The sequence below is a fragment of the Bordetella genomosp. 12 genome (assembly GCF_002261355.1).
Classification (GTDB): Bacteria; Pseudomonadota; Gammaproteobacteria; order Burkholderiales; family Burkholderiaceae_B; genus Bordetella.
Window position 1 is genome coordinate 126,277 of record NZ_NEVU01000003.1, and the last position, 19,784, is coordinate 146,060.

At 65.1% G+C, this 19,784-nt stretch carries 21 protein-coding genes; 2 read left to right on the top strand and 19 right to left on the bottom strand.

The features are described 5' to 3' along the window. Window positions 1-18: 18 nt before the first annotated feature. From CAL22_RS12730 to CAL22_RS12765, 8 genes are all read right to left on the bottom strand, one after another. Window positions 19-870, bottom strand: a complete 852-nt coding sequence (locus CAL22_RS12730; protein WP_094813823.1) for a type II secretion system F family protein — start codon at window positions 868-870, stop codon at window positions 19-21. After that, window positions 870-2,402 carry an ATPase, T2SS/T4P/T4SS family gene (locus CAL22_RS12735; RefSeq protein ID WP_094816575.1) on the bottom strand — a complete coding sequence of 511 codons (1,533 nt, stop codon included), beginning with the start codon at window positions 2,400-2,402 and terminating at the stop codon, window positions 870-872. The genes CAL22_RS12730 and CAL22_RS12735 overlap by 1 nt, the downstream gene beginning before the upstream one ends. After that, on the bottom strand, window positions 2,402-3,670 hold the full coding sequence (locus CAL22_RS12740) for a type II and III secretion system protein family protein (RefSeq protein ID WP_244193872.1): 1,269 nt from the start codon (window positions 3,668-3,670) through the stop codon (window positions 2,402-2,404). The genes CAL22_RS12735 and CAL22_RS12740 overlap by 1 nt, the downstream gene beginning before the upstream one ends. Window positions 3,671-3,756: 86 nt before the next feature. Beyond that, window positions 3,757-4,521: a Flp pilus assembly protein CpaB gene (gene cpaB / locus CAL22_RS12745; RefSeq protein WP_279628549.1), complete on the bottom strand. Its 765-nt coding sequence runs from the start codon at window positions 4,519-4,521 to the stop codon at window positions 3,757-3,759. A 55-nt stretch (window positions 4,522-4,576) separates the two neighbouring features. Continuing rightward, on the bottom strand, window positions 4,577-5,161 hold the full coding sequence (locus tag CAL22_RS12750; protein WP_244193874.1) for a hypothetical protein: 585 nt from the start codon (window positions 5,159-5,161) through the stop codon (window positions 4,577-4,579). 44 nt (window positions 5,162-5,205) lie between these two features. Continuing rightward, complete coding sequence (locus CAL22_RS12755; RefSeq protein WP_244193875.1) at window positions 5,206-5,895, bottom strand: pilus assembly protein; 690 nt, start codon at window positions 5,893-5,895, stop codon at window positions 5,206-5,208. Window positions 5,896-5,963: 68 nt separating this feature from the next. Next, complete coding sequence (locus tag CAL22_RS12760; RefSeq protein WP_244193876.1) at window positions 5,964-7,349, bottom strand: pilus assembly protein; 1,386 nt, start codon at window positions 7,347-7,349, stop codon at window positions 5,964-5,966. Further along, complete coding sequence (locus CAL22_RS12765) at window positions 7,346-7,606, bottom strand: hypothetical protein (protein ID WP_094813829.1); 261 nt, start codon at window positions 7,604-7,606, stop codon at window positions 7,346-7,348. The genes CAL22_RS12760 and CAL22_RS12765 overlap by 4 nt, the downstream gene beginning before the upstream one ends. Window positions 7,607-7,866: 260 nt before the next feature. On the opposite strand from CAL22_RS12765, the gene CAL22_RS12770 reads away from it, so the two are divergent. Together CAL22_RS12770 and lon are read left to right on the top strand one after the other, a co-directional pair. Then, the gene (locus tag CAL22_RS12770; protein ID WP_094813831.1) at window positions 7,867-8,274 is read left to right on the top strand and encodes an Hsp20/alpha crystallin family protein; all 408 of its coding nucleotides are present in this window, start codon (window positions 7,867-7,869) and stop codon (window positions 8,272-8,274) included. Continuing rightward, window positions 8,271-10,613, top strand: coding sequence for an endopeptidase La (gene lon / locus CAL22_RS12775; protein WP_094813833.1), 2,343 nt, complete (start codon window positions 8,271-8,273; stop codon window positions 10,611-10,613). The genes CAL22_RS12770 and lon overlap by 4 nt, the downstream gene beginning before the upstream one ends. Here lon and CAL22_RS12780 read toward each other — a convergent pair. The 11 genes from CAL22_RS12780 to CAL22_RS12825 form a co-directional block, all read right to left on the bottom strand. After that, window positions 10,601-11,695, bottom strand: coding sequence for an acyl-CoA dehydrogenase family protein (locus tag CAL22_RS12780; protein ID WP_094813835.1), 1,095 nt, complete (start codon window positions 11,693-11,695; stop codon window positions 10,601-10,603). The genes lon and CAL22_RS12780 overlap by 13 nt on opposite strands. Window positions 11,696-11,793: 98 nt before the next feature. Continuing rightward, window positions 11,794-11,925 carry an entericidin A/B family lipoprotein gene (locus CAL22_RS12785; protein ID WP_094813837.1) on the bottom strand — a complete coding sequence of 44 codons (132 nt, stop codon included), beginning with the start codon at window positions 11,923-11,925 and terminating at the stop codon, window positions 11,794-11,796. Between the two features lie 14 nt (window positions 11,926-11,939). After that, window positions 11,940-12,635 carry a fumarylacetoacetate hydrolase family protein gene (locus tag CAL22_RS12790; protein WP_094816583.1) on the bottom strand — a complete coding sequence of 232 codons (696 nt, stop codon included), beginning with the start codon at window positions 12,633-12,635 and terminating at the stop codon, window positions 11,940-11,942. Between the two features lie 245 nt (window positions 12,636-12,880). Further along, complete coding sequence (ppa, locus tag CAL22_RS12795) at window positions 12,881-13,414, bottom strand: inorganic diphosphatase (RefSeq protein WP_094813839.1); 534 nt, start codon at window positions 13,412-13,414, stop codon at window positions 12,881-12,883. Window positions 13,415-13,449: 35 nt separating this feature from the next. Continuing rightward, window positions 13,450-15,009 (bottom strand): heme biosynthesis HemY N-terminal domain-containing protein, encoded by a 1,560-nt coding sequence (locus CAL22_RS12800; protein WP_094813841.1) that lies wholly within the window; start codon window positions 15,007-15,009, stop codon window positions 13,450-13,452. 4 nt (window positions 15,010-15,013) lie between these two features. After that, the gene (locus tag CAL22_RS12805) at window positions 15,014-16,186 is read right to left on the bottom strand and encodes a uroporphyrinogen-III C-methyltransferase (RefSeq protein WP_208621987.1); all 1,173 of its coding nucleotides are present in this window, start codon (window positions 16,184-16,186) and stop codon (window positions 15,014-15,016) included. Window positions 16,187-16,223: 37 nt separating this feature from the next. Further along, on the bottom strand, window positions 16,224-17,003 hold the full coding sequence (locus CAL22_RS12810) for a uroporphyrinogen-III synthase (protein WP_094813845.1): 780 nt from the start codon (window positions 17,001-17,003) through the stop codon (window positions 16,224-16,226). A gap of 21 nt (window positions 17,004-17,024) precedes the next feature. After that, a complete protein-coding gene (gene hemC, locus CAL22_RS12815; protein ID WP_094813847.1) occupies window positions 17,025-17,969 on the bottom strand; it encodes a hydroxymethylbilane synthase in 945 nt (314 codons plus the stop codon). 9 nt (window positions 17,970-17,978) lie between these two features. Continuing rightward, complete coding sequence (locus CAL22_RS21440; protein WP_279628543.1) at window positions 17,979-18,101, bottom strand: hypothetical protein; 123 nt, start codon at window positions 18,099-18,101, stop codon at window positions 17,979-17,981. Further along, window positions 18,088-18,810, bottom strand: coding sequence for a TerC family protein (locus CAL22_RS12820; protein WP_094813849.1), 723 nt, complete (start codon window positions 18,808-18,810; stop codon window positions 18,088-18,090). The genes CAL22_RS21440 and CAL22_RS12820 overlap by 14 nt, the downstream gene beginning before the upstream one ends. A gap of 141 nt (window positions 18,811-18,951) precedes the next feature. Further along, window positions 18,952-19,650 carry a TerC family protein gene (locus CAL22_RS12825; RefSeq protein ID WP_094813851.1) on the bottom strand — a complete coding sequence of 233 codons (699 nt, stop codon included), beginning with the start codon at window positions 19,648-19,650 and terminating at the stop codon, window positions 18,952-18,954. Window positions 19,651-19,784: the final 134 nt, after the last annotated feature.

Below are 19,784 nucleotides of genomic sequence, written 5' to 3' on the forward strand. Positions count from 1 at the left end.
GTACACTGGCCATACTCATCATGCCGCGGCCCGCAGAATGCGCCGGATCAGTAGCCAACCCAGCGCCTGTAAGCCGGCCATGGCCGCCATCACCACCCACCCCGCCTCGGTTTGCCACAGCAACGCCATATGCGTCGGGCGCAGCAGATAGAGCACGATCCCCAACACCAGCGGCAGCGCGCTCAACACCCAAGCCTGCATACGCCCCTGGGCTGTCAGGGCCTTGAGGCGTCCCTGCGCCAGCAACTCGCCGCGCAGAGCATGGGCGATCCCCTCCAGCGCCTGGGCCAGATTGCCGCCCGAGGTGCCCGCCACCCGGAAGGCGGCCGCCACCAGGCGCACCGCGGGCACGTTCGCGCGGGCCTCCAAGCGGCTGAGCGCATCGTCGAACGACACCCCGATACGCTGTTCTCGCAGCATCAGGCTCAGCTCCTGCGACAAGGGAGCCTGCGCCAGATCGGCCAGTTGGCGCAGGGCAGTCGGCAAACTGGCGCCCGCTTTCAGGCCCGCGGCCAGGCTGAGCAATCCGGCCGGCAGTTGCGACTGAAGTCGAAGCAAACGACGCGCGCGTAAACGCTTGAGCAAAGCGGCGGGCACGCACCAGCCCAGGCCCGCGCCCGAGGCGGCCAGCAGCCACGGCGAGCCCAGAATCATCAATAGGCCAAACGCCGCGCAGGCGCACACCGCCGCCATCCCCCAGAGCTGCTGCGGATCCAGGAACAGAAACACTTCTTGCAGCCCGTGGCGCGCATCGTGCACATACGTCTCGCGATAACGCCGCCACGCAGGGCGAAGACTGCGCTGCAACTGCCAAGACAACAATGCGGCGGCCAACATAGCCAACACGAGGGCAAGCAACAGACCGCTCATCACCCGCCCTGCCCCGTCTGCCAGTAAGCCCACTCGGCAGCCACGAAGCCGCGCTGCGGGTCATACCGGAAGTGCTCCTGCAATTGGATCGTTCCACTTTCCATGCCGCACACTTCGGCGATCGCGACGATGCGCCGCACCCCATCGGCGCCCCTGGCTTGCTGCACAATGAGGTCGATGCAAGCCGCGACATATTCCCGCAGAGCCAGCATGGGCAGTTCCAGGCCTGCCATGAGCACCATGGACTCCAGTCGGGCCAGCGCATCTCGCGGAGAATTGGCATGCAATGTGGTCAGCGAGCCCTCATGGCCGGTGTTCATCGCCGTCAACATGTCGAACGCCTCCTTGCCACGGCACTCCCCCACGACGATGCGATCCGGGCGCATGCGCAGCGCATTGCGCACGAGGTCCCGGATCTCCACCTTGCCGCTGCCTTCCATGTTGGCCGGCCGGGCCTCGAGCGCAACAAGGTGATCGTGGGACAAGCGCAGTTCGGCCGCATCTTCGATGGTGACGATGCGCTCATGTTCAGGAATGGCGCTCGACAACACATTGAGCAAGGTGGTCTTGCCCGCGCCAGTACCCCCAGCGACGAGAATATTGCGCCGCTGCCGGACCGCCTGCTGCAGGTAGGCCGCCATCTCCCGGCTCAGGGCCCGCCCCTGCAGCAGGTCATCCATGGTGAGGTGGCGCGCCGGGAACTTACGGATGGTCAGGCAGGTGCCGCGCGTGGAAATAGGCGGAATGACGGCATTGACACGAGCCCCATCCGGCAATCGGGCATCCACCATGGGCGAGGCCTCGTCGATGCGGCGGCCCAAGGGGGCGACGATGCGCTCCAGCACATGCCGCAATGCCTGCTCGCCGCTGAACGACGCCGCATGGCGCTCCAGGCGTCCCTGCCTTTCGACGTAGATGCGATCGGGCCCATTGACCATGATTTCGGAAACGGAGGCGTCGTCCAGCAGGGGCTCCAAAGCGCCCAGGCCAACCGCCTCATCCAGCACGCTCTTGCCTAGCGAAGTCCTGTCGACCGTTTCGGGCAGCGCGATCTCGCCCTCGTTGATCAACTGCTCCAGCCGGCTGGCCGCCGCTTGCCGCAGCATCGCGTCGGACATGGCGGCCACATCCCGGCGCCGCAGATCAAGCGCCTGAATCAAAGCCTCGTGCAGCGCCACGCGGCAGGCTTGTAGGGTGGGCGAGTCGGGCGAGCCGTGGTCAGAGGCGCCCGCCTGGCCGGCCGCTGCCGGGACCCGCGGCTGCACCCGCAGACGGCATGGCCCGATGACGATCACATCCGTCGGCAAGAGCGGCCCGTGCATGCCCACTCGCGCGCCATTGACGAAGGTGCCCGCCAGGCCGCCCAGGTCTTCGATGATCCAGCCGTCCGCACCCTCGATCAGGCGGGCATGCTCACGCGCCACACGCCAGTTGGCGATACGCAGTTCGCAATGCGCCGCCCGCCCGATGAGCATCGGTGCCTGCAAGGGCAGGCGCTCGCTGCGGCCATCTTCGTATTGCAGATCCAGCATCATGGCAGCGACACACCCCGGGAGGGGTCGGTGACCCATTGCGAGCCCGACCATGCCGGCCGGTGTCTCACCGACGCCGTGACGGGGTCGGGAGAGAGCACGGCAGGCGGCTCAGGGAAAGCGCGGCGCAGCACCTGGCTGCCCCGTATCGTCTCCAACGCAAGGGCGGGATCGCCCGGCTTGACGATGGTTGGCGTGACGAAAATGGCCAGTTCCGTGTCGCGCGCCTGCTCTCGGCGGGATCCGAACAGCGCGCCGACCAGCGGCAATTCGCTCAACCAGGGCAGCCCACGCGTCTGGCGGGTGCGCTCGCGCCCGAGGAATCCGCCAAGCACCAGCGTCTGGCCCGAAGGCAGATTGAACTCGGTCGCCGCACGCCGGGTGCGCATGGCGGGCCCCGCAGGCACGGTAATCGTCGGATCAATAGAACTGGCCTCGACCTCGATACGCGATCGGATAGTGCCGCGTGGATCGATCCGTGGCGTGATCGTCAACGCCACGCCGTAGGGTTTGAAGACCGTCGTGCCTTTGCCCTCGCCGTCCGCACTGGGATAAGGAACCTCACCGCCAGCCAGAAAGGACGCGGGAGATCCGCTACGCGCGAGCAACCTGGGTCGGGCAAGAAAGACCGCTTCACCGCGTTGCGCCAGCGCTTGCAGGCGTGCGCCCAGCGAGGCCTGAACACCGAGCCATTGCACGCCGCCCCATGGCCCCTGGTGCGCGGCGCCACCGCCCGCCGCCTGGCCCGCCTCCCAGCTCAGGCCCAGCTCCCACAGACGGGTACGAGGCACCTCTACGACTTGCACATCCAGCAACACCATTTGTTCCCAGCCCACGTCTCCCGTGAGATCCAGCACCTCGGGATATCGGGCCGCCAGCGCCGCGATGCGTTGCTTGTGCTCATCGGACAGGCCACTGCCTTCGATGACGATCTGATGCCCCACGACGCTCAAGCGTAACTGCGGCATGCTCGCCAGCAGGCTCTCGACCTCGGCCCGCATGTGCCCGAAGCCGGCCGGCATGACACGCACCTCATAGGCGTGCACGCCTTGCTTGGCCGTCCAGACGTGAACCGATGACACCCCTTCCTTGCGCGCAAAGAGAATGACCTCTTTGCCGTCGACCGCCTGGGCCTGCACCACCTGCCCGCTGCCGACCGCGATGCGGCTCAAGCCGGGAGCGGGGATCACTCGGGTTTGGCCCACCTCCAGCAGGATGGGATCCCCCGCCAGGGACAGGCCGGGCAAGGCCAGGAGAACCGCCGCCACAGCCGCGCGGCACCAAAGACGCGGCCGGCAAGCGCCTGCCGATGAAGCGCCACGTTTCCATATGCCGCACACCGCTAGCCGAGCACTCATGGCAACTCCATCATGGGGGCAGGCAGCGCTGGCTGCTCATCCCCATACAGCACCGGGATCGGCGCATCGACCTCCTCGCGCAAGCCGAGAATATCGCCCAGTTCGCCCGCAGGCAGCGCTTGCGCGGAGGCGTCTTCGGGGGCACGCAGCGCCAGCGTGAGCGCGCCCACCTGCCGCGCAGCGATGACCCGTAAGGCATCGGCGGCGCTGGCCTCCAGAACCACCTGCATAGCCTGCGGCCCCGGCGCGGCCAGCACACGACTGTTTTGCAGCAGCGGCAAGGTCAAGCGCTTGTCATGGTGGGTGAGCGAGACGTAGATATCCAGATGATCGCCATCCTGCATGGCGGGAGGAGCCTCGGCCAGATCGCGCAATGGCAGCGTCAGTGCGCGTTTTCCGGCCGCCAACCGGGCCGAGGTGGCCGGTTGCGCCGCCTCGAGGTCCGTGCGCAGGATGGTCTGCCCCGCGGGTACGTCAATTTTGAGACGCATGCCGACCACCTCGCCCAGAAGGTCGGGAGCCAAGGACTGGGCCGACGTCCACGCCTCGGGGACATCGCGTTGCGCCACATCCTCGGCGGCCAGAACATGCCCTGCCGGCAAATCTGCCCAGGCAACCAGCCGAGCGACGGTCGGCACCTGATGACGCCGCTGCAGATCGAGTTCTTTGCCGCGGATATGCGTTTGCACTGCCCAGGCGGCCCCTGCCGCGCAGACGAGGGCCAAGACCCATACGCCCCGCCCGGACCACAGCAGGGACAACCAACGCCACAGAAGACCCTGCCGCGCGCTGCGCTGAATCGGAAGAGGGGTGGGTTCAGTCATCGTGCCGCACCAAAACCAGGCCGCTGCCAGCGGTCGAATGATCCTCCAGCCGCGTGAAGAAGCTCTCCAGCCGGGCACCGGATCGTGTCCAAGCGCCGTGGAGCGGACCGGCATGCCACCCCAGGGACTTGAGCACGCCCGCCAGCCAGTCGCGCGCGCCCGCCATCGCCATGGGCAAGGCCCAGACCGACAGTGTCGTCTTATCCTCAGCGTGAGCGTGCAGCAACTCGGCCGGCGGGCTCAGGGGCTCCAGACGCGGCGCGGAAAGCGTCTGTGCGGCGCACAGGCGCGATTGGCTTGCCGTGCTGCCGCCTGCCTGGCGGTGCCGCAGACTCAGCAGCATATGGCACGCTCCATCAGCCTGGATCAGGAGTGTGTGACCGGGCCAGACGGCCACCACCGGCTCGCGATCGAGCTCAAGCCGCACCTGATCCCACAGGGCCGGCAAATCTTCGGAAGCGTCGACGTGACGCCATTCCAGCCGGCTTCCCGTAGACAGGGTGGCCGACAGAAGCGGCTGCGCCGGCAACTGAGGCAAGGCGTCCGCCAGGTTGGCGTAGGCAGCTGGGGCGGCCAAGCAAGTAAGCGCGGCCGATACGAGTCTGGATGCGCGAGCAGCCATTAGCGCCCTCCCCCGCGGTTTGCGGCAGCCATGGCGACGTCTGCCCAGGGCGATAGCCAGTCGGTACTGACCCGACGCCGCCCCCAAGGGGCATCCAGCCCAGCGAGCGCCTCATCCAGCCCGCGAGCCTGCCGTAAAGACATCGCTGCGCTATCGGCCCAGCCCAGGGCGGAGCGCTGCACCCGTTGCTGGGTCTCGGCCGGGCTGCTGGCATGGCCGGCTCCGGAAGACAAAATGGTATGGCGCGCCGGCATGCCGGGCCCGGGGCGGGCTTGCACCGCGGCCCAATCCGGCGGTAACTCCAGCCATTGCGCCGCCAGCGCATGGCCGGCTGCCGACACGGCATTGTCGCGCTGTTGCGGCGCTGCGAGCGCGGTGAGGCTAACGCCGCGATCGACGCTCGGCAGCATTTGCGACCGCGCCACAGCAAAAGCCCAGCGGCGGCTCGCCTGCGATGCCTCCAGAACGGCCATGCGTGATGGGGACAACTGCACCACACCGAACCAGAGGACCGCGATCACCCCTGCCACCACCAGCATCTCGGGTAAGGCCTGACCGCGCTGACGATACAGCCGCTGCCAGGGCCGAGGCTCTCGTGCCGGGACGGCGGCCCGAAGATGGCAACCGGGGCGCGGCTTGGACATGCCCGCATCAATAAGTAGCAGTTGCTGCGCGGGCGTTTTCAGCAAACGCAAACGCTCCGCCCCGCGGCGGCGCGAGACGGGAGGACGACGGCGACGCGACGATCGTGTGAACATCATGGATGAGCTCCGGGACGCGAGGCGGGCGCTGCGGCCAAGCGCGCCTGCCAATAGGGTCGAAACAATGAAGGCAACTCAGTGCCCGACGAAGCGCCTGGCGGCACGGCGAAGTAGGTTTCCGCCACCGCGCTGCGAACCAGAGGACGAGCACGCCACCAAGCCTGCTCGCTGCTCAGCCGCGGCACCTGCCAGGCATGCCCCAGGTCGGATACCGCCATCGAGGTATGAAGACTCACCCGGAAACGGGCACGCGCCTGCTGCAAACCAAGGGGTGACAAACCAAGCACGTCCGGCAGCCCGGATCCCTGAGGGGGCGCGTAGCGGTCACGCATGGCATAGGAGCTGGCCAAGGGGTTGTTGCGCCAGGCACCGGGATGCAGACCAGAATGCTGGCTATACCAACGCCAATAATCCTGAGAGGAGAACTCCGCCAGAGGGCGCTCGACGTAATGCCGACCCAGCTTCCAGGCCGTGGACCCGGTGGTGGCCCACCCCATGGGGTACTCGCGAAAGTAGCAACCGATCCAGCGATTACTGCGCAGTGCATGAAAGGATAGGGTGTCGCTGGCGCCCCAACGTCCCTGCGCATCCAGAAAAGTATGGCCGCGCCGACGCAACTGGTGCCGGGAGTTGGGGCATCGCAACTGGACGATCCAGGCACTGGCCCAGGTCAGATCGCGCGGCCGAAGAAAGGCAAAGCGGCGGGTCACGGCCTGCGTTAAGGCCTGCAGGCCCTGCGCTTCGGTCGGCGACTGCCAGGCCAGAAGACGCGGGAAAGTATCGTCGTGCACACGCATGACGGGGACTCCGGAGGGAGGGGAGATCGAAGAGACATAATTGGCCTGCAGCACATGCTGCATATGGGTATCTCGCAGCGACGTCATCTGACGCCATTGCTGTCGCGCCACTTCAGCCAGGATGCGATGAACGACTGCATCATGCCGTTGCAACGACGCTTGCAATGCACCCGGTGCGTAGGAATCGGACGCGGAACCAGAAGGGGAAACCCCATAAGCCCGGGCGAAACGCGGGCCGAACAGCCGCGCGATGAGGAAGGCCGGCGGATTGCCGATGCTGCGCCGCGAGGCCTGCGTGGCACCCAGCTGATGCCACGCGATCAAGGTGACCAGATGCGCCATGGCGACCTGATGCGCCAACTGCGCCCGATGGATGTAGGCCAGCAGATTGAGCTGGCGCGCCTGCATCAGCGCGCCACTGTATGCCACGGCGTCGGCCACATGCGTCAGCCGCGCACTCGCGCTGGCCATGCGCGACGTCCAAAGCGCGGCGACCCATCCCCCCAAAAGCAAAGTGAGCGCAAGCAGGCCCATCACCAGCGCCTGCCCGCACTGGGCGACCTGCCGGTGGGGCCTGCGCCTCATTTGGCCCCCGCGTTACCTGTGAAGGATTTCAGGGTGCGCGCCTTGGCCTGCGCGGCGGCTTTGCCCGCCGCGCCCTGTGCCTGTTTGACCTGCGCCGAGCCATCCTCGCCAGACAGCTCGCGCGCCATCGCAGCCGTCTGCGCGCGCAGTACCTGCCCGAAATACTGATAGACCGCGATGGCGGCCACGGCAACCAGCGCGACCACGATGATGTATTCGGTCATGGCCTGACCGGACTGGCGTCGCTTGCCTTGCATGTAGCACCTCGTCTTCAAGATTCACGAGACGCCAGTCTGCATACGGCCGCCCAGGCCAACAATTCGCATAAGCCGAGGAGCATATAACCATCATCCCATCAGGCTTATGCGACGGGACGACTGGAGTATATTGATCAGGACGGCGGGCCTGCCCGCCATCGATCGAGTGCTTGAACCCGCATTCTGTCCGCTCGCCGGATAGTGGCATCCGAATCAGCCGCGGCGTTGCCCGGCAGAACCTCTTTGGAGCTGGGAGTTCAATGAAATCGCGCGATTTTTCTTCCTGGATATGGGGCGATGCGCTGGCGCTGCTGCACCATGCCGAGCGTCTGCAGCGCCAGATCCTGCAGTTCTCGCAGGCTCCTGCCCACGCCTGGGAGCCGCCCGTGGACATCGTCGAAAGCGAGTCGGCGGTGCTGGTCATCGTGGCACTGCCCGGCGTCTGCGCCGACGATGTCGTGGTCAAGTTCGACCCCGAAGGCATCACGGTATCGGGCCTGCGCCCCATCCCGGCCAATTACGCTACCCGTATCCACCAGCTCGAAATACCCTATGGCCAGTTTCAACGGCGGGTGCGCCTGCCCCTGCATGCGCTGGAACCCGACACGCCTCGCCTGGCCGATGGCTGCCTGTTTCTCACCCTGAACAAACTTAGGGAGATTCCATGACCGACCTGCGCACCCTGCCCGACGATGCGCGCATCATCATTCCCTTGCGCGATGCGGTGCTTTTTCCAGGCGTCCTGACTCCGGTCACCGTGGGCAGGCAGATTTCCGTGGCGGCGGCCCAGGAGGCCGTGAAAACGGAGCGCCCGGTAGGCTTTCTGTTGCAGCGCGACCCCAAAAAAGATGACGTCCAGCCCGACGATCTGCATTGGATAGGCACCCAAGGCCCGATTGCACGCTACATCACAGGCCAGGACGGCGCGCACCATCTGCTGGTGCAGGGCCAAACGCGCTTTCGCGTGCTCGAGTTTCTGGAGGGCTGGCCGTTCATGGTGGCCCGCGTGGCCTTGGTCGAAGAGGCGGCGGCAGACACCAGCGAGATCGAGGCACGTTTCCTGCAGCTCAAGCAGCAGACGCTGGAGGCCATCACCCTCCTGCCCAATGTGCCCGACGAGCTCGGCGGCGTGGTTCAGGGCATCGAGTCGCCCGCCTTGCTGGCCGATATGGTGACCAATCTCGTCGACATCAAGCCCGGTGAAAAACAGGCCGTGCTTGAAACCTTCGATCTGGCGCAACGTCTGGACAAGGTCATTGCCTTGCTGGCCGCGCGCATCGAGGTGCTGCGCCTGTCCAAGGAGATCGGCGAGCGTACGCGCGCGCAGTTCGATGAGCGGCAACGCGAAACCCTGTTGCGCGAACAACTGCGTCAGATCCAGAAGGAGCTGGGCGATACCGAGGACACAGCGGCCGAGCTCGAGCAGCTCAAGACCGCGATCGAGGCGGCCGGCATGCCCGAGGACGTTCTGCGGCATGCGCGCAAGGAGTTCGGCCGTCTGCAACGCATGGGCGAAACCAGTGGCGAAAGCGCCATGCTGCGCACCTATCTGGAGTGGCTGACCGAGTTGCCCTGGAAACAGGAGCCTCAACAGCCCATCGACCTGAACGATGCCCGCAAGATCCTGGACGAAGATCATTTCGGCTTGGACAAGATCAAGCGCCGCATCCTCGAGTACCTGGCCGTGCGCAAACTCAACCCCCAGGGACGCAGCCCGATACTGTGCTTTGCGGGGCCGCCGGGGGTGGGTAAGACCTCCCTGGGCCAATCCATCGCGCGTGCCACCGGGCGCGCCTTCCAGCGCGTCGCGCTGGGGGGGGTGCATGACGAGGCGGAAATCCGGGGGCATCGCCGCACCTATCTGGGCGCCCTGCCCGGCAACATCATCCAGGCAATGCGCCGTGCCGGCACAAGCAACGTAGTGCTCATGCTCGACGAGATCGACAAGCTCGGCGCCGGCGGTTTCCATGGCGATCCGGGCAGCGCCCTGCTCGAAGTCCTCGATCCGGAGCAGAACCACAAATTCCGCGACAACTACCTGGGTGTGGATTTCGATCTTTCGCACGTGATGTTCATTTGTACCGCCAATGCCCTGGATACGATCCCCGGGCCTTTGCGCGACCGGATGGAGATCATCCAACTGCCCGGCTACACCGAAGAAGAGAAGGTTCAGATCGCGCGCCGCTATCTCGTCGGCCGCCAACTGCAGGCCAATGGCTTGAAGGTCGAACAGGTCGACATCAGCGACGCGGCGCTCGCAGCCATCGTGAGCGACTACACCCGTGAAGCGGGCGTACGCAACCTCGAGCGTGAGATCGGCTCCACACTGCGCCATGCCGCCATGCAAATCGCCGAAGGCCGGGCTGAGCATGTCTCCATCGACACGGGCGATCTGGCCGCCATTCTCGGGCCGCAGCGCTTTGACAATGAGGTGGCCCTGCGCACCAGCGTGGCCGGCGTAGCGACGGGGTTGGCATGGACGCCGGTCGGCGGCGACATTCTCTTCATCGAAGCCAGCAAGGTCCCGGGCAGCGGCCGGCTGATACTCACGGGCCAGCTTGGCGATGTCATGAAAGAATCCGCGCAGACGGCGTTGACGCTGGCCAAGACATGGAGCGGGGAGTCACTGGACAAACTGGACATCCATATCCACGTTCCGGCCGGTGCCACCCCCAAAGATGGCCCGAGCGCCGGCGTGGCCATGTTCGTGGCGCTGGCATCTCTGTTGAGCGGCAAGCCTGTGAGCGCCGACGTCGCGATGACGGGCGAAGTCAGTTTGCGGGGGCTCGTGCTGCCCATAGGCGGGGTCAAGGAGAAAACACTGGCCGCGCTGCGTGCCGGCATCAAGATCGTCATGCTGCCGCGACGCAATGAACGCGATCTGGAGGACGTGCCCGCCGAAGCGCGCCGAAAGCTGCGTTTCGTTCTCCTGGACCAGGTCGAGGATGCGCTCAAATGCGCCCTCGACGGCGAGCCGCAAGCCGCAGCGGCGGATCAAGCCGACTGAGCAGCCAGCCTGGCCAGCTCCGTCTTGAGCTGGACCAGGCTGGGCGTAACGACAGGCAAGAAAGCGGCTTCACGCCAACGGCGGGCAAAACCATTGGTGTCGCTTTGCAGCCAGGCTTTGCCACCGGCGGCCTGGAGCTCCAGTTCGGCCGCCTGCTGAGCAAGCTCGGCCAGGGCGATGCGCAGCGCGAACAGGCGCGCCGGCTGTTGAATGAAACGCGCCTGCCTGACCCCTTGCACCAATTCAGCGCTCAGGGCCTGCAGATTGCCGGCCAAGTGTTGCCGCGCCTGGCCCAACACCGCCGCCTGCCCCGGCTCGGCCGCGCGCAGGCTGGCGCGCGCCAGCCCGATAGCCAAGCCGCACTGCAGGCCAACCAGGACAGGCCGCAAGCCGGGCAGGACCTGCCGTGCATCAAGGTGGATGAGGCCGGCCGGCGTCAGAACCAGATTGTTCAGATCCAAGGCGCAGGTGCTGCTGGCGCGCAGGCCCAGCAAAGGCAGGTCGGGGTGGCGGACGAGCCCTTCCGTCTCCGAGCGCAGCGCCACGATGGCCATACTGCCGTCAGGCAGGCTCGTCGCCGCGGTCGCGAGAAACCCCTCCGGCCGCGCATTGGTGATCCAATCGATGCGGCCATTGAGCTTCCAGCCGCGAGGAGTTTCGCTGGCGTGGATACGAAGGCTGTCGATGCCGCTCAGGGACTTGATGGCATTGGACAAGCCAGAAGCGCCGGCCAGACGGCCGGCAAGCAAGTCCGGCAAACAGGCATCCGCCAAGGGCTTGTTCGCACCGCGCGCCACCGTCTCGATGACGACGCGCTGCGCCCAGGCGACGAATGCGGCCGTCAGGGAATGGCTTGCCAGTTCGGCGATGGCCTCGATGGCATGGCCGATATCGCTGCCTGCCCGGCCGCCGAACTCCGTCGCCACACCCAACCCGAACAGGCCCTCGCTCGCCAAGCGAGGCAGCAACTGCGCCCCGGCGCCGGGCTCGCTATCCAACGTTGCGGCATGTTCGTTCAGCCATTGCGCCAAGGCGGCGCCTACGAAGACCTTGCCCGCTCCCATCACGGCTCCTTCATCCATATGCCTGCCCCGATTATTGGTCAAAGACCCGCATCAAGATACCGCAGGCAAAAGAAAACCTCCGCCAAGCGGAGGTTCCGTCCTGCACACGGCCGGGTTTACTTTTCGGCTGCGTTGGTAATGGCGTTGCCTGCCCGCGATACGTCTTTGCCCATGCCGGCCATGGTATTGCAGCCCTGCAGCACAAAGCCGAACGCCACGAAGGCGGTCAACACGATCTTGCTTCGCATGATGACTCCTTGACTCAGGCGATGCGCACGCGCAATTCGCCCAGGCCCTCGACACCGCCCACGATTTCGTCGCCCTTGACCACGGCACCCACGCCTTCGGGAGTGCCGGTAAAGATGATGTCACCCGGTTGCAGCTCAAACAGGGTGGACAGGAAGGCAATGCTCTCGGGGATGTTCCAGATCATCTGCGAGATGTCGCTGGCTTGCTTGCGTTCACCGTTGAGGTCGAGCCAGATCGCGCCGCCGTCCAGGGTGCCGACGACGCTGCGCGGATGGATGGGCCCCATGGGCGCGGAGAAATCAAAGCCTTTGCCAACCTCCCAGGGGCGGCCCTGTTTCTTGGCCTCGCCTTGCAGATCACGGCGAGTCATGTCCAGGCCCAGAGCATAGCCCCAGACGCAATCATTGGCCTGCTCGACCGGGATGTCCTTGCCGCCTTTGGACAACACCACGACCAGTTCCATCTCGTAATGCAGATTGGACGTGCGCGGCGGATAAGGCATGGACCCCGTTTCGCCGTCGGGCACGAAGACAATGGCATCTGCCGGCTTGTTGAAGAAAAAGGGATCTTCGCGGCCGGTAAAACCCATTTCCTTGGCGTGTTCAGCATAGTTACGGCCTACGCAGTAAACCCGACGCACCGGAAAGCTGGCATTGCTGCCAGCCACGGGAACCGCGACAGCCGGCATGGGGGGAATGACATATTCCATGATCATTGAACCTCTGTGAAGGCATGGCCGGCCGGGCCGGCTAACACTGACAATGCGCGAGTTTATCCGGTTTTTCAGGGCTTTTACGCTTCAACCAGCTGTCAGCTGGCACACACCTGACCAGTGTACTGTCGCATAAATCACGCGCGCGCCAAAATAGAAAAACGCGGCAGCGACCGGCCCATAACCGTCGCGGCCGCGTCGCGGTCGCACCCTGCGCGGCGTCGGCCGCGCGCAGCGCTGGCTTATTCGCCCTTGCCGTAGCGCTCGGCGCTACGCAGGATTTCTGCGTGAGCCGCGTCTACACCCTTCCAGCCCTTGACCTTGACCCACTTGCCTTTCTCGAGATCTTTGTAGTGCTCGAAAAAGTGCTGAATGCGGGCAACGTCCTCGGCAGGCAAGTCTTCATAGGACTTGATATTGCGGTAGGGAGGATAGAGTTTGTCCACCGGCACGGCCAGCAGCTTGGCATCGCCGCCGGACTCGTCGTCCATTTCCAGCACGCCGAGGGCGCGGCAGCGCACGACGGCGCCGATCTGGATGGGGAAAGGCGTGATCACCAGAACATCAGCGGGATCACCGTCTTCGGACAGGGTCTGGGGGATGTAGCCATAATTGCAGGGGTAGTGCATGGCCGTCAGCATGAAGCGGTCGACAAAGATGGCATCGCTCTCTTTATCGACCTCGTACTTGACCGGATCGGCGTTCATCGGGATTTCGATGATGACGTTGAAATCATCCGGCAGCTTCTTGCCAGCGGGGACGCGTTCAAAACTCATAGTGGAACCTTGCTGAGTGGTAACTTGAAAGGAAATCAGGCCTTGTCGACGGGCTTGTCTTCAGGTTTGTCTGCCGGAGCGGGGGCCGCGGTACTGAAACTGCTGACCGGCGCCTCGAAGGCAGTCTGCGGAATGGGCGCACTGTCGAAATACTCTTCGATATCCACCGCCGAACGCAACGGCACAATGGCCTGCGGTGCCGCAGGCTCTGCGCGGCCGACCTGCCGCGCATCGGGATCGAGCACATAATCGGCAGCCACGGCCGGCGGTTGCACCGCGGACTGGGCTGGCAGGGTGACATAAACCATCTCATCGCCCTCGGCATAAGCGCCCTCGGCATCCAGATGGTGCGGATCCGATTGCGTGTCTGCCGGCGGCAACGCGGCGTCGGTGGCAAGAATGGGCAACGCCATACTGGCGGAGGTCGCCAGGCGCCAGTGACGCGCGGCCTCGGCCGGTCGATTGAGGCGATCGTACAGGCTGCCCAGCAAGGCATGCGTTTGCGCATCATTACGGCGCGCGACACTGCGCTGCAGATAGCGCTCGGCCTGACCCCAAAGCTGGCCGTTCAGGCACAACAGACCCAAGGCGGTCAGCAAGCCGGCATCTGCGGGCCGCTGCTGCAACCAGGTTTCAGCCTTGGCCAGCCTGCGGGGCACTTGCTCGGCTTCGCAGCGCGCGTAGGCGGCCACCAGCGCGGGGTTGAACTTGACCGCGATAGCCGATTCCAGGATGCGCGCTGCCTCGGTGTGATCGCCCGCGGATTCGAAGGCCGCGGCCGCGGCCAGTGCGATGTTGGGCAACAAACGCTCTTCGGCCTTGAGGTCTTTCCAGACCGCGCGCCATTGTTCGTTGCCGATACCGGCACGCAGGCGCGCCGCACCAGCGCTATCGATCAATTGCTCGGCCTCGGCCTTGCCCAAGGCATTGCGCCGCGCCAGCCCCCGGGCCAACACAAAGACGCGCTCCTGATGGCCCAAAGCCTTTTCTGCGCGCAGCAACAAGCGCATGGTGTGCAGATGGCGGGCGCCGCCATCCTGCAGGGGAGCCAATACCTCGAGCGCCTGAGCCGCCAAGCCCTGATCCAGCAGCATGTCGGCGGCCACGGTGGCGGTCGCTTCGATCAGGCCGGCATCATCGCCGGCCTCTTCTCGCGCCCGGGCCAGCATCTGATCGCGGCGTTCGAACTCGCCCAGGCCGTGTTCGGCACGGGCGGCGGACAAGGCCGCCAGCACACGGCGGCCGCGCACTTTGGTTTGATCCAGGAGTTTGACCAGATCTTTTTCCGCGTGCGAAAACCGCCCCTCCAGCAGGCTGATCCAGCCACGCTCGAGCAATTCGTGGTCGCGCGCCTGAGCACGGCGGCCACGCCAGGCCCGCACACGATCGGGAATGGCCACCAGCCAGGCCAGCAAGCGCAGCCCCACGTAAAGCGCGACAAACAGCGCCACCAGCAGCAGCACGGCCAGCGTGAGCGACATTTCAAAGCGCCACGGCCAGACCAGGATGAGCACATTGCCCGGATGAGCGCGCAACACCACCGCGATCGCAACGGCCACGCACGCCAGCAGAAGAGTCCAGAACCAGGTACGCATGGGCTCAGTCCTGCTCGTCGGGCTTGAAACCGGCCGCACGCAATGCGGCAATCCCGTTGAGGCTGTCGGCGACTTCGGGTACGCGCACCGCGATGTCGGTCTGAGCCAGCTCGCGCGTCAGCGCCAGGGCGGCCTGCGTCTCGGGCGAACGGGGATCGAAGTACTTCGTCAGGGTATCGCTGACATTGTCCAGCTCGCTCTTCCAGACCGCGGGCTGGCGCATCAGCATGGCCAGTTGCACGGACAACAGGCGCTGGCGCAGCACGGAACGCAGATCCGCGGCCTGGTCAGTCGACAACAGCAAGGCGGCGGGCTGATCGACGCGCTGCACACGGATCAGATCGCCGAGCTCGTTGGTCAGGGCGGCACCGGCACGGCCAGGCCAGGAGCCCAGTTCGGCACGCCAACGCTGCCACCACGGCGCATCGGCCGGCAGCGGCTGCGCAGCGGGCGCCGGCAAGGCGGCACGCCCCTTGGCGGGGGATTGCGGAGCCAGATCAGGGGCCGCGCCATCGGGCACGAGCAAAGGCGCGCGCCCAACCAGGGTCACCAGGCGCTCGATGCGGGCAGACACCGCCGGAATGTCGACGGTGCTTACGGCGCGCAGGCGATCCAGATCGCCATTGATGGCCTGTTGCAAGCTGGCGAAACGCGGCCGGTCGGCGCGGGCCAGCCGGGCTTGCGCGGACTCCAGCGCCACGACGGCATTGTTGACATTGCCGGCCAGGCGCAACTGCTGGCTGGCCACGGTGATCAGGCGATCGACGTCATTGGCCAGCATTTCGTCGCTAGTGCCGTCGTTGAGATTTTGCATCGCCTGTTGCAGCGTGCTGTACTGGCTTTGCGTCTCGCGCACCTTGCCTTCGAGATCGGCGACGCGGCCGCTTTGCGCCTGGGCCAGCGACAGGGCCTCGCGGACATCATTGCGTGCCTGCAGGAGGTCGCCCGACAGGCGGTCCAGGCGAGCCGCGACTTCGCGGCCCGTTTTGGCCGATTGCTGCCGCAGATTCCAGAAGGCCGCGCCCAGCCCGATGGCGAGCAGCAGGACGATGATGAACGCCGTGGACAGCGCGCCACCCTTGCGGGCAGGTTTGGACGGCTTGGCGGATTCCGGCGCACGCTCGGCAGGACCGCCCGCCGGCGGGCTCGGCGGAAGAGAAGAGGTATTGTCTGTCATGACGCGATTGTATTCGTTGATGGCATTAAACGACGACTCAAGCAGCACCAAAGGCCTCGAATATCGCCTCATCAGCAGGCATGCATTCTTTTACCATTGCCGCCGCGCCCTCGCCAGCAAGCGGCAGGCGCTGCCGCAATACAGGATGTGTAATGACGTAACGACACTGTGGCCAGCCTGCCGGCACGCCGGCGCGCGCCATCTGCGCGATGACGGCATCAATGCTTTCGCCGCTGGTCAGCAACCACGTGACCGGTCGGCCTTGTGCTGCCCACAATCGTAAAGCATCGAGTCGCGCCGCCTCCCACTGCGCGGGCAGGCGGCGATAAATGGCGTGGACGGTGACCTCGGTGCCAGCCTGGCGCAATTGATCAGCCAGCCAATCGCGGCCTCGCGTACCGCGCAGCAGCAGCACCTTGCGCGGCAACAGGCCACGCGCCTGAATGACACGCCACAAGGCTTCCGAGTCATGCGTCGGCGCGTCGTCGCCCGGATACAAAACTGTTGTATTCGCGCCAAAAAAACCGGATTCCAACAGCGCGCGGGCGCTCGCCGGCCCCACCGTGGCGGCCACGGTGGCTGACGGCCACGCGCGCGACCCGGCCATTACCTGCCCCAGGTAAATGCGCGCGGCGTTGCCCGAAACGAAGATCACCAGATCGAAGTCGTCCGGCCGGGGATGGCCCATACCGGGCGCAGGCAGTGTTTCCAGCAGCAGCGCAGGCCAGAGGCGGGCGTCCCAACCAGCATTGCGCAAGCGGGCAGCCAGGGCCTCATTGCGGCCTGCAGGTCGGGTCAGAATAGCCAAAGGTGACATCAAGCCCCCTTGCTAAAGGCATCAAGGCAATGGGTTATCTTGCAGCAATTCAGCCAGGATGGCGCCCGCGCCGTCATCGAGCAGATCCTGGGCGACAGCCTGCCCCAGTTGCTCGGCGTCGGCGGCAAGCCCGGCGCGCGCGCCTCGCACGACGCGCTGGCCGTCGACCGCGGACACCAGCGCCTGGATCCGCAGTTCGGATCCCTGCAGCTCGGCATAGGCTGCCAGCGGCACCTGGCAGGAGCCGCCCAGCTTGCGCGAGACAGCCCGCTCGGCACTGACGCAGGCCGTGGTGGCAGCGCAGGCCAGCGGCGCCAGCCAGGCGCGCATATCGTCGCGATCGTCGCGGATTTCGATGCCCAGAGCACCCTGCCCTGCCGCCGGCAGGCTCTGCGCAGGGGTCAGCCGGGCGCGTATGCGGTCGGCATAGCCGATGCGCTCCAGGCCGGCCGCCGCCAGGATGATGGCGTCGTACTCGTCCTGATCCAGCTTGCCCAGGCGGGTGTCGAGATTGCCGCGCAGCGGCTTGACCACGAGATCCGGCCGGGCGGCGCGCAGCTGTGCCTCGCGGCGCAGACTGGAGGTGCCGACGATGGCCCCGGCGGGCAATGCCAGGAGCGACTCGTAGCGATTCGAGACGAAGGCATCCCGCGGATCGGCCCGCTCCAGCACGGTCGACAGTTCGAACGGCGGGAGCATGTCGACGGGTACATCCTTGAGGGAATGCACCGCCAGATCCGCCCGCCCATCGAGCAGGGCATTCTCGAGTTCTTTGACAAAGAGCCCTTTGCCTCCGACCTTGGACAGGGTGCGATCAAGAATCTGATCGCCCCGCGTGGTCAGGGTGAGGAGCTCGACCGCGCACGCGGGATAAAGCGCGCGCAACCGGTCCCGGACGTGCTCGGCTTGCCATACGGCAAGCCGGCTCGCACGGGTGGCAATCACCAAACGTTGCGGCAGGGACACGTCGTGACGTCAGGTGAAGGACGAGACGATGACCGTGGTCACCACACCAATGATTGCCAGTATGAACAGGCCTTGCAGCAGGCTGAGGCCCGATTCCGATTGTTGCAGATCTTCAGTCTTACGCAGACTCATGCGAGGATTCCTTGGAGGCGTTTTTCTTGCGGCTAGCCAGCCAACGTCCCAGGACTATGACCAACAGCGCACCGACAACTTCGACGGTGATTTTAACCGCCTGCGGCTGTTCGCCAATTTGATTAACCACAAACACGTCGGTCACCAGCATTCCGCCGGCGATCCAGCCCAGCAAGGCAGCGCCGAAAGTCACCACCAGCGGGAAGCGGTCGATCAGCTTGAGCACGAGCGTGCTGCCCCAGATGATGATGGGCACGCTCACGATCAGGCCGAAGACCACCAGGCCGATCTGATGGTCGGCATGGGCATTCTGCGCCGCGCCGGCAATGGCGATGACGTTGTCCAGGCTCATGACGAAGTCGGCCACGATGATGGTTTTGACGGCCGCCCAGATCGAGGCGCTGCCCTTGATGTTGCCGTGGCCATCGTCCTCGGGAATCAGCAACTTCACGCCGATCCATAGCAGCAGCACGCCGCCCACGATCTTCAGGAAAGGTATGTTGAGCAGAGTCAGCGCAAAGGCGATCAGCACGACGCGCAGCACGATGGCGCCAGCCGTGCCCCAGAGGATGCCCTGCATCCGCTGTTTGGGAGCCAGATTACGGCAGGCCAGGGCGATCACGACAGCGTTGTCGCCGCCCAGCAAGATGTCGATCAGGATGATCTGAAAGACAGCAGCCCAACTGAGGGTCTGAAAAAACTCAAGCACTTGAAACTCCCTTTGGCGTTCTTAGAGGTATTTCACCGCCAGCCGCCCAGGGAATGCAGATCCCACAATGAATAAGGGGCGGCCCTCCCCCTCCCCGCGATGCGGAGGGAGGCGGCACAACCCCTTATTGTAATTCAGCTTTCAGTCAGCTTTCTGACGAATCAAGAAAAACTTTCCGATTGCCAAAACCAGCAAAGCTCCGATCGCCCCGCAAAGCAGCGCGAATTGATGCTGACTCATACCCAGCATGGTGTCGAGCCGCTGGACCGAATCCTGCAAGGCGGGATCCCCCACGAGCAGTTCGCCGGCAATGAAACCGAGCAAGGCCGCACCCACCCAGACGATGAGCGGGAAGCGTTCGATGACCTTGAGCAGCAGCGTGCTGCCGAAAATCACGAGCGGAATACTGATCGCCAGACCCAGCACCAGCAGGGTCGTGTCACCCATTGCCGCAGCCGCCACGGCCACCACGTTATCCAGGCTCATGACCAGATCGGCGATCATGATGGTGCGGATGGCTGCAAACAGCCCGCCGTTTTCCTTGCCCTTGCCTTCATCGTCGCCTTCGGGCAACAACAGGGTGACACCGATGTAGATCAGCAGCACGGCACCGATCAGCTTGAGCCAGGGCAGCATCAGCAACTTGGCCGCCACCAGGGTCAGCACGATACGCATGATGATCGCCGCGGCCGAACCGACGGCAATAGCCTTCTTTTGCTGATGCGGGGGCAGCGAGCGAGCCGCCAACGCGATCACCACGGCGTTATCGCCGGACAACAGGATATTGACCCAAATGATCTGGAGCAGCGCGATCCAGAATGCAGCAGAACTGAGTTCCATGCCTCTCTTTCCTAGAATGATCCCCTAGGAGTTTGTGTATGTAAGAGCGAAAGCGCGCTTGCCGTCTCTTTCGGATGCGAGCCGGGACAGCTGTTTTTTTAGCACGCGGATTTGCGGGACAGGACGCCCCTCAC